The organism is Paraburkholderia sp., from assembly GCF_036488505.1.
In the GTDB taxonomy this organism is placed as follows: Bacteria; Pseudomonadota; Gammaproteobacteria; order Burkholderiales; family Burkholderiaceae; genus Paraburkholderia.
Window position 1 is genome coordinate 1 of the sequence record NZ_DASXHN010000204.1, and the last position, 8,720, is coordinate 8,720.

Here is an 8,720-nt window from a genome sequence, read left to right on the forward strand (position 1 = left end):
ATCGTCCATGCTGGCCGGGCGCAGATGAAACGGTGACGGAGCTTCGGTTGGATCGAACATGGTGGAACGACGAAGATGAGTCGGGTCAACGGTAAAACAGGCCGCGCGCGCTGGCAATGGCTGTTTGTCCCGAGCATACCCAGGCGCAATGATTCGCGGAAATAAAAAAAGCCCACTTCTTTCGAAGTGGGCTTTCTCAAATCTGGCGGAGCGGACGGGACTCGAACCCGCGACCCCCGGCGTGACAGGCCGGTATTCTAACCAACTGAACTACCGCTCCAGATCCTTCTTGCTGCACCGTTCAAACTGCCAACCGAACGACGCCGATATGCTGGCGTCCCCTAGGGGATTCGAACCCCTGTACTCACCGTGAAAGGGTGATGTCCTAGGCCTCTAGACGAAGGGGACAACGTACTGCTTACACCTTTAATGAAAAAGCCCGTTCAGGTTTGTATGAACGGGCTTTGTCTGGCGGAGTGGACGGGACTCGAACCCGCGACCCCCGGCGTGACAGGCCGGTATTCTAACCAACTGAACTACCACTCCAGTCTCTACACCCTTGCTCGCGAGCGTCGGTTAATTCTCTGCAAGCTGCGCTGCCTTACTGCTACTCGAACATTAAAGCGACGCCGATGTTTGGCGTCCCCTAGGGGATTCGAACCCCTGTACTCACCGTGAAAGGGTGATGTCCTAGGCCTCTAGACGAAGGGGACATAGTCTTTTCAGACCTGTCTTATCGCAGCCAGCTCACGCCAACTTGTCAGTTATTTCGTGTGGCCAGCTACGAAGACCGATATTCTACTACGCTTTGGTGATCTGTGAAGTGTTTTGTACTACAACTTCGACTCTTCCGAACCACTTTGCCCTGCTCTTTTTGGTGGAGGTAAGCGGGATCGAACCGCTGACCTCTTGCATGCCATGCAAGCGCTCTCCCAGCTGAGCTATACCCCCGCACATCAGAGAAACGAGATTCTAGAGGCCGATCTACGCTTTGTAAATACCCCTTCGGCAATTCAGGCGAATTTTCCAAGGTCGTATGGAAAGTCTCGCCTGCGCGCCTGAACACCCTCATTAACCAAGCGCTTTTTCAATCCGATCGACGACGACATCGCGCCCGAACAGCATCAGCACGCTATCTATCGACGGTGTGTGGGTCGTACCCGCCACCAGCAGACGAACCGGCATCGCGAGCTGCGGCATCTTCAGCTTGTGCGCGCCAAGTGTGGACTTCAGCGCGGCGCCGATGCCGTCCTTCGTCCACTCGACGCCCTTCAGCGCGGCGGCCAGTTCGGCGAGCGCCGGACGGACTGCATCGGTCACATGCTGCGCGAGCGACTCGGCATCAGGCGCCGGCGTTCGATAGAACATTGCGGCGTTCTGCGCGATGTCCTTTACCGTGGATGCGCGGTCTTTCATCAGACCGACTACGGCCGTCAGATCCGGGCCGTGCGCGAGCGCAGCTGCGTCGATGCCGAGTTCCGCGAAGAACGGCCTCGCCAGTTCGGCGAGGCGCGCGTTATCGGCTTCCTTGATGTAGTGTGCGTTCAACCAGTTCAGCTTGTCGTGGTCGTACTGCGCCGGCGACTTGCCGAGGTGTTCGAGATCGAACCATTCGATGAACTGCTCGCGCGTGAAAATCTCCGCGTCGCCATGCGACCAGCCAAGGCGCGCCAGATAATTGACCACCGCTTCCGGCAGGTAGCCCGCATCGCGATAACCGATCACGCTCATCGCGCCGTGACGCTTGCTCATCTTTTCGCCCTGCTCGTTCAGCACGGTCGGAAGGTGCGCGTACACCGGCGGCTCGCCGCCGAGCGCGCGCAGGATGTTGATCTGGCGCGGCGTGTTGTTCACGTGATCGTCGCCGCGAATCACGTGCGTAATGCGCATGTCGAGGTCGTCAACGACGACACAGAAGTTATACGTCGGCGTGCCGTCCGGGCGCGCGATCACGAGATCGTCGAGTTCTTCGTTCGAGATTTCGATGCGGCCTTTCACCGCGTCGTCCCATGCCACGACTCCGCTCAGCGGATTGCGAAAGCGCAGCACGGGCGTCACGCCGGCCGGCGGGTCCGGCAGCACCTTGCCCGGCTCCGGACGCCACGTGCCGTCGTAGCGCGGCTTCTCGCCCGCTTCGCGCTGGCGCTCGCGCAACGCATCGAGTTCCTCGGTCGACATGTAACACGGGTAGACCAGCCCGGCGTCCTGCATCTGCGTGAGCACTTCGCGATACCGGTCCATGCGCTGCATCTGGTAGAACGGGCCTTCGTCGAAATCAAGGCCGAGCCACGCCATGCCTTCGAGAATCGCGTCGACGGATTCGGTCGTGGAGCGCTCGACGTCGGTGTCTTCGACCCGCAACACGAAGGTCCCTTTCATCTTGCGCGCGAACGCCCACGGATAGAGCGCGGAGCGGATGTTGCCGAGATGGATGAAGCCGGTGGGACTCGGTGCGAAACGGGTGCGAACGGAGGTGGTCATTGGCGGTTACTCGGTAAAACAGGCGCGGCGCGGGGACGAACAGTCTCGCGAAGCGCGGCAGCGAAGCGTGTCCTTGCGGCGCGCGATGTCGCGCACGGACACGGAGGAAAGAAGCACAAGAGCCGAATTATACCTTCCGCGCACGCATCGCCGCCCTCGTCCGAATGGGCCAGGACGTAGGCGGGCAAGGCGTTCCGAAGCACCTGCGCGGCTCGGGAACTACGCATCGACGTGCTCGCAAGAAAGGGCCTCACCGCACATTGCCGCTGATCCTGAAACCGGTGCGTGAGCGCGCTCCGCGCGGCGCGACAACCTGATCTCACGCCACGTTGTGCTTCGTTGCCGCGCTTGCCACGCACGATCCGGCTCTCGACCGATCCATCCGGAAAACGGCGCCGCGGTTCCCGAATAGTTCGTCTGCAACGTTTCATTACAGCCAACCGCGCGAGCCGATCCTTTGCTTTATGATGTGCGCGCGTTGCGAGCGTGTACCGGACGAATATCGGCTGCACTCGCCGGCTGCACCCGCCCGCAGCGAGTGGAACCGCCAGCGGCGCTCCGCTTGGTTTGATCCTCTGCCTGATCGCGGCACGTGCGACGCCGATGCGTCGTCCGCGCCGTTGCTGGAGAACTCGTTGAAACCGTCATCCCCCCGCCCAGCCCCCCGTTTGGGCCGCCGCAATTTTACGCTGGCCGCCGCTTCCGCGGTGCTCGCCGCCTGTACCACCACCGGTGGAAAACTCGATAGCGCACCGATCACCGCCACGCCGACCGTCCCGCCCGCTTCGCCCGAAAAAGCGCAGACGCCCGTGCGCGTCGCGCTCGCACTCGGCGGCGGTGCCGCACGCGGCTTCGCGCACATCGGCGTGATCAAGGCGCTGGAAGCGCGCAACATCCAGATCGACCTCGTCGCCGGCACGAGCGCCGGGTCGGTGGTCGGCGCGCTGTATGCGTCGGGGATGAACGGCTTCGCGCTGAACAAGCTTGCGCTGAGCATGGATGAAGCTTCGATCAGCGACTGGGCCATGCCGTTTCGCACCCGTGGCTTCCTGCAAGGTGTCGCGCTGCAAAACTACCTGAACACGACGCTGAAGAATCGTCCGATCGAAAAGATGGCCAAGCCGCTCGGCGTCGTCGCAACTGATCTACAGACTGGCCAGCCGATTCTCTTCCAGCGCGGCAACACCGGTATCGCGGTGCGGGCGTCGTGCAGCGTGCCCTCGATCTTCGAGCCGGTGAAGATCGGCGGCCACGAGTATGTGGATGGCGGCCTCGTAAGCCCCGTGCCGGCATCGTTCGCGCGCCGCATGGGCGCCGACTTTGTGATCGCCGTCGATATCTCACAGCGTCCGGAAACCGGCGTCATCACCAGTTCGTTCGACGTGCTGATGCAGACCTTCACGATCATGGGCCAGACGATCAAGGCGTACGAACTCGACAAATATGCGGATATCGTGATCCGACCGAATCTCGCGGCAATGAGCGGCAGCGACTTCTCGCAGCGCAATGCGGCGATTCTCGCGGGCGAGGAGGCAGTGGCCAAGATGATGCCGGAACTGCAGCGCAAACTGGTCGCGCGCCGAATGGCAGCCTAATTGATCGACGGCAGCGCTGCGGTCCCGCGAACATCATTTACATGCGGCTCTAAATGCACAAAGCCCGCCTCAAGGAAGCGGGCTTTTTTATCGCTAATTCAGCGCAAGGCCTGGGTCAGTTATTTCCGCCGATCGACGCATTCACCCGCTTGCGCAGATCGTCGCCGTCATACGAGGTCTCGACGCGGCGTGCGCCGGTGAAGCGCTTTTCCCAGTAACCGTCATCCATGTCGTCGACGCGAATCGTGCTGCCGGTAGACGGCGAATGCACGAACTTGTTGTCGCCGATATAGATGCCGACGTGCGAGAAGGTGCGACGCATCGTATTGAAGAACACCAGATCGCCCGGCTTCAGGTCGCTCGCGCGCACCTTCTCGCCGACGCGGCTCATTTCCTCCGCTCGGCGCGGCAATGCGAGGCCGAGGGTGTCCTGAAACACGTAGCGCACGAATCCGCTGCAATCCAGCCCGGAATCGGGTGTATTGCCGCCCCAACGGTAGCGAACGCCGATCATGTTCAGCGCGCCGACTACCACGTCGCCCGCCTTGCCGGCCATGCCGGAAAGAAACGACTTCGCACTGCCGCTATTGCTGTCGGCACCAGGAGCTTCGGTAGTGGAGGGGGAGGAAGCATTCAACCCGCTGTTGGGCGAATACGAGACCGTCTGATTGAAATTGCTGACTTCATCGGCGAATGCGCCGGAAGCTGCTGCGATCGAGACGCCAATGAACATCCCGGCGACGACGCGCGTGCAAGCCTGGGTTAGGTTTCTGTGCTGCATTGGTCGGTATTTATTGCCTTAAAATCACTGGACCGCGGAAAAAAGTTTGGTCGATACTAGCCATTAAGTATTTGCGTGTCAAAAGAAATAGAAAAAAACAATCGTTTGACGCACCTAATTGGTGAACAAGTGGAAGTCAACGGCTAAGCGCTGCCTTAAGCAGCTTTTGCGTGTAAGGATGCGAGGGGGTCGCAAAAATCTTCTCGACATCGCCGACCTCGACGATGGCACCGTTTTGCATGACCACGACCCGGTGCGCGATCGCGCCGATTACCTCGAGGTCGTGGCTGATAAATACAAAGCCGAGATTGTATTTCTGCTGCAAACCGGCAAGCAGCTTCAGCACCTGCTGTTGAATCGATACGTCGAGCGCGCTCGTGGGCTCGTCGAGGATCAACAGGCGCGGCTCCAGCACGAGCGTGCGAGCGATCGCGATGCGCTGCCGCTGCCCCCCCGAAAATTCGTGCGGATACCGATACAGCGCGGTACGGTCGATGCCGACTTCACGCAGCACGCCCAGCACTTTGTCGCGGCGCGCCTGCGGCGCCATGTCCGGCCGGTGCAGCGCCAGCCCTTCGCCGACGATGCGCTCGATCGTCTGACGCGGCGAAAGCGAACTGAATGGATCCTGAAAGACGACCTGCATGTTCGACCGTAACGCAGTCTTTTCGGCGCCCCGATAGCTGCCGAGCGCCCTGCCCTGAAACTCGATCACGCCGTGCCCGGTACGTTGCAAGCCTAGCAGCGCCAGCGCGAGCGTCGACTTGCCCGAACCCGATTCGCCGACGATTCCGAGCGTCTCGCCCTGGCGCACCGACACGTTCACCTGCTCGACCGCGCGAAAACGCCCGGACTTGAACCAGCCTTGCAGGCCCGGCAGCCTGGTCCTGAAATCGACGGACACGTCGCGCGCCTCCAGCAGCACTGGCGAAATCGGCAGCACCGGCAGCACCGCGCGCTGCGGCCGGCTCGCGAGCAAGCGCTGCGTATACGGATGCCGTGGCGCGTCGAATACCTGCTCGACCGGGCCGGTTTCGACCAGCACGCCCTGCTCCATCACCGCGACCCGCTGCGCGAAATGACGCACCAGGTTGAGGTCGTGCGTAATCAGCAGCACAGCCATCCCGCGCTTTTGCGCTTCGTCGCGCTGCAGTTCGAGCAGCAGATCGACGATTTGCGCGCGGATCGTCACGTCGAGCGCGGTGGTCGGCTCGTCGGCCAGCAACAGACGCGGCCGGCAAGCGAGCGCCATCGCGATCATCGCGCGCTGCCGCTGACCGCCGGACAGCTGATGCGGATAGCTGTTCACGCGCTTGCCCGGCTCGGCGATGCCGGTGCGCGCGAGCAGCTCGACCGCGCGCTTCGCGGCTTCGTGCGCGCTCACGCCGTCGTGCGTGACGATGGTCTCCGCAATCTGATCGCCGATCGTATAGAGCGGATTGAGCGCCGTCATCGGCTCCTGGAAGATCATCGCGATGTCCGAGCCGCGCATGCCGCGCATCGCGCGCTCGCTCTTCGCGAGCAGGTCTTCGCCGTCGAAACGGATCGCGCCGCTCACCTGCGCGTCGTTCAACAGACGCAGTACCGACAGCGCGGTCACACTCTTGCCCGATCCCGACTCCCCCACCAGCGCGACGCGCTCGCCACGCGCGATCGCGAGCGACACGTCGTTTACCGCGACCGTGTCGCCGAACGCAATGCGCAGACGGTCGAGTTCGAGCAGCGGTGTCTCCGTCGATGGCGGATTGCTGTGCGGCGCCGCGCTCATTGATTGCCTCCCGCGCGCATCGCATCGGAGATACGCGTGTCGAGCGCGTTGCGCAGTGCGTCGCCCATGAACGTGAGCAACAGCAGCATCGTCACCAGCACGCCGAAGGTGGATACCGAAATCCACCATGCGTCGAGGTTCGCCTTGCCCTGCGCGAGTAGCTCCCCGAGGCTTGGCGTCGGCGCCGGCACGCCGAGGCCGAGAAAGTCGAGGCTCGTCAGCGCGAGAATCGCACCGCTCATCCGGAACGGCAGAAACGTGATGACCGGCGTCAGACTGTTCGGCAGCACGTGGCGCCACATGATCTGCCAGTTCGACAGCCCCATCGCGCGCGCCGCGCGCACGTAATCCTGCTGGCGGTTGCGCAGGAACTCCGCACGCACGTAATCGGACAGGCCGATCCAGCCGAACAGCGATAGCAGCACGATCAGCAGGATGAAGCCCGGTTCGAAGATCGCCGAGAAAATGATCAGCAGATACAGCTCGGGCATCGCGGCCCAGATTTCGATCAGGCGCTGCCCGATGATGTCGATCCGCCCGCCGAAATAACCCTGCACCGCCCCCGCGGCGATGCCTAGTAGCGTGCCGATCAACGTCAGCACGAGGCCGAATTCCACCGACACCTGAAAGCCATACAGCAGGCGCGCGAACAGATCGCGGCCGCGATCGTCGGTGCCGAGCCAGTTATCGCGCGACGGCGGTGCAGGGTTCGGCACCTTCGAGAAATAGTTCAGCGTGTCGTAGTAGTAACGGTTCGGCGGATACAGCGCGAAGTTGCCCGGTGCGTCGAACCGATGCTTGATATACGGATCCAGATAATCGGCCGGCGTCGGGAAGTCGCCGCCGAAGGTCGTCTCCGCATAGGTCTTGAACATCGGGAAATACAGGTGGCCGTCGTAGCGCACCACCAATGGCTTATCGTTCGACCACAATGGCGCCGCGAGGCTCGCCGCGAACGCGACGACGAACACGATCAGGCTCCAGTAACCCAGACGCTGCTGGCGAAAACGCTGCCACACGCGGCGCGCTGGCGTTGGCGACATCAGTGCGCGCGCGGGCTCGGTGCGCGCCGCCGCATCGGCGGAAAGGCGGGCTCGATTCATCAGCGCTCCAGTTGGTCGAATTGGATGCGGGGATCGACCCACACGTAACAGAGATCGGAGATCAGCTTGGTCACGAGACCGATCAGCGTAAAGACGTACAACGTACCAAGCACGACCGGATAGTCGCGCCGCATCACCGATTCATACGACAGCAGCCCGAGCCCGTCGAGGGAAAACAGCGTTTCGATCAGCAGGCTGCCGGTGAAGAACGCACCGACGAACGCGGCAGGGAAACCGACGATCAGCGGCAGCAACGCATTGCGGAACACGTGCCTCCACAGCACCCGCTTTTCCGACAGCCCCTTCGCACGCGCGGTCAGCACGTATTGCTTGCGGATCTCGTCGAGAAACGCGTTCTTGGTCAGCATCGTGACGACTGCGAAGCTGCCGACCACCGACGCGACGACCGGCAGCGTGATGTGCCACAGATAGTCGAGCACCTTACCGGCCGCGCTTAGCTGGTCCCAGTTGTCCGAGGTCAGATTGCGCAGCGGAAACAGTTGCAGAAACGTGCCGCCGCCAAACAGCACCAGCAGCAACACGCCGAGCACGAAGCCCGGAATCGCGTACCCGATCAGCACGATGAGGCTCGTCGCGATATCGAAGTGCGAGCCGTTGCGCACCGCTTTCGCGATGCCGAGCGGCACCGATATCAGATAGGTGAGAAAGAATGTCCATAGGCCGATGCTGATCGACACCGGCAGCTTCGATACGATCAGCGACCAGACGCTTTGATGGCGGAAATAGCTCTGCCCCAGGTCGAACGTCGCAAAGCGTCTGAGCATCAGTACATAACGTTCGAGCGGTGGCTTGTCGAAACCGTATAGCTGCTTCAGTTGCGCCAGCTGTTGCGCATCGACGCCACTGTGCGCGCGCAGCCCGAATGGCGACGCGCTCTCCGCTCCCTTGCGCAACTCGTGCTGCATCTGCTCGACGGGACCACCGGGCACGAACTGGATGACGACGAAGGTCAGCGTCAGCACGCCGAGCAA

Annotated in this window: 6 protein-coding genes and 5 tRNA genes; 1 reads left to right on the forward strand and 10 read right to left on the reverse strand. The window is 62.1% G+C overall.

Going from position 1 to position 8,720, the window contains the following annotated elements; translation table 11 throughout:
• Positions 1-203 precede the first annotated feature (203 nt).
• From VGH68_RS12405 to gltX, 6 genes are all read right to left on the reverse strand, one after another.
• Positions 204-280: transfer RNA gene (locus VGH68_RS12405), tRNA-Asp, on the reverse strand.
• Between the two features lie 52 nt (positions 281-332).
• Positions 333-408, reverse strand: a tRNA-Glu gene (locus VGH68_RS12410).
• A 61-nt stretch (positions 409-469) separates the two neighbouring features.
• A tRNA-Asp gene (locus VGH68_RS12415) sits at positions 470-546 on the reverse strand.
• 91 nt (positions 547-637) lie between these two features.
• Positions 638-713, reverse strand: a tRNA-Glu gene (locus VGH68_RS12420).
• Positions 714-875: 162 nt separating this feature from the next.
• Positions 876-951 (reverse strand) — tRNA-Ala (locus tag VGH68_RS12425).
• 120 nt (positions 952-1,071) lie between these two features.
• On the reverse strand, positions 1,072-2,481 hold the full coding sequence (gene gltX / locus VGH68_RS12430; RefSeq protein WP_331603919.1) for a glutamate--tRNA ligase: 1,410 nt from the start codon (positions 2,479-2,481) through the stop codon (positions 1,072-1,074).
• Positions 2,482-3,116: 635 nt separating this feature from the next.
• On the opposite strand from gltX, the gene VGH68_RS12435 reads away from it, so the two are divergent.
• Positions 3,117-4,076: a patatin-like phospholipase family protein gene (locus VGH68_RS12435; protein ID WP_331603920.1), complete on the forward strand. Its 960-nt coding sequence runs from the start codon at positions 3,117-3,119 to the stop codon at positions 4,074-4,076.
• A gap of 115 nt (positions 4,077-4,191) precedes the next feature.
• Here VGH68_RS12435 and VGH68_RS12440 read toward each other — a convergent pair whose 3' ends face one another.
• The 4 genes from VGH68_RS12440 to VGH68_RS12455 all read right to left on the reverse strand — a co-directional run.
• Entirely contained in the window at positions 4,192-4,857 is a 666-nt protein-coding gene (locus VGH68_RS12440) for a C40 family peptidase (RefSeq protein WP_331603921.1), read from the reverse strand.
• Between the two features lie 136 nt (positions 4,858-4,993).
• Complete coding sequence (locus VGH68_RS12445; RefSeq protein ID WP_331603922.1) at positions 4,994-6,625, reverse strand: dipeptide ABC transporter ATP-binding protein; 1,632 nt, start codon at positions 6,623-6,625, stop codon at positions 4,994-4,996.
• Positions 6,622-7,728, reverse strand: coding sequence for an ABC transporter permease (locus VGH68_RS12450; protein WP_331603923.1), 1,107 nt, complete (start codon positions 7,726-7,728; stop codon positions 6,622-6,624). The genes VGH68_RS12445 and VGH68_RS12450 overlap by 4 nt, the downstream gene beginning before the upstream one ends.
• Positions 7,728-8,720, reverse strand: a 993-nt coding sequence (locus tag VGH68_RS12455; protein WP_331603924.1) for a microcin C ABC transporter permease YejB, incomplete at its 5' end; no start/stop codon positions are given. The genes VGH68_RS12455 and VGH68_RS12450, both read right to left, overlap by 1 nt.

What these genes read in the sequence shown, in the direction of transcription:
- gltX (WP_331603919.1), bottom strand. Translation starts at nt 2,481, where the DNA reads ATGACCACCTCCGTTCGCACCCGTTTCGCACCGAGTCCCACCGGCTTC.
- VGH68_RS12440 (WP_331603921.1), bottom strand. Translation starts at nt 4,857, where the DNA reads ATGCAGCACAGAAACCTAACCCAGGCTTGCACGCGCGTCGTCGCCGGG.
- VGH68_RS12445 (WP_331603922.1), bottom strand. Translation starts at nt 6,625, where the DNA reads ATGAGCGCGGCGCCGCACAGCAATCCGCCATCGACGGAGACACCGCTG.
- VGH68_RS12450 (WP_331603923.1), bottom strand. Translation starts at nt 7,728, where the DNA reads ATGAATCGAGCCCGCCTTTCCGCCGATGCGGCGGCGCGCACCGAGCCC.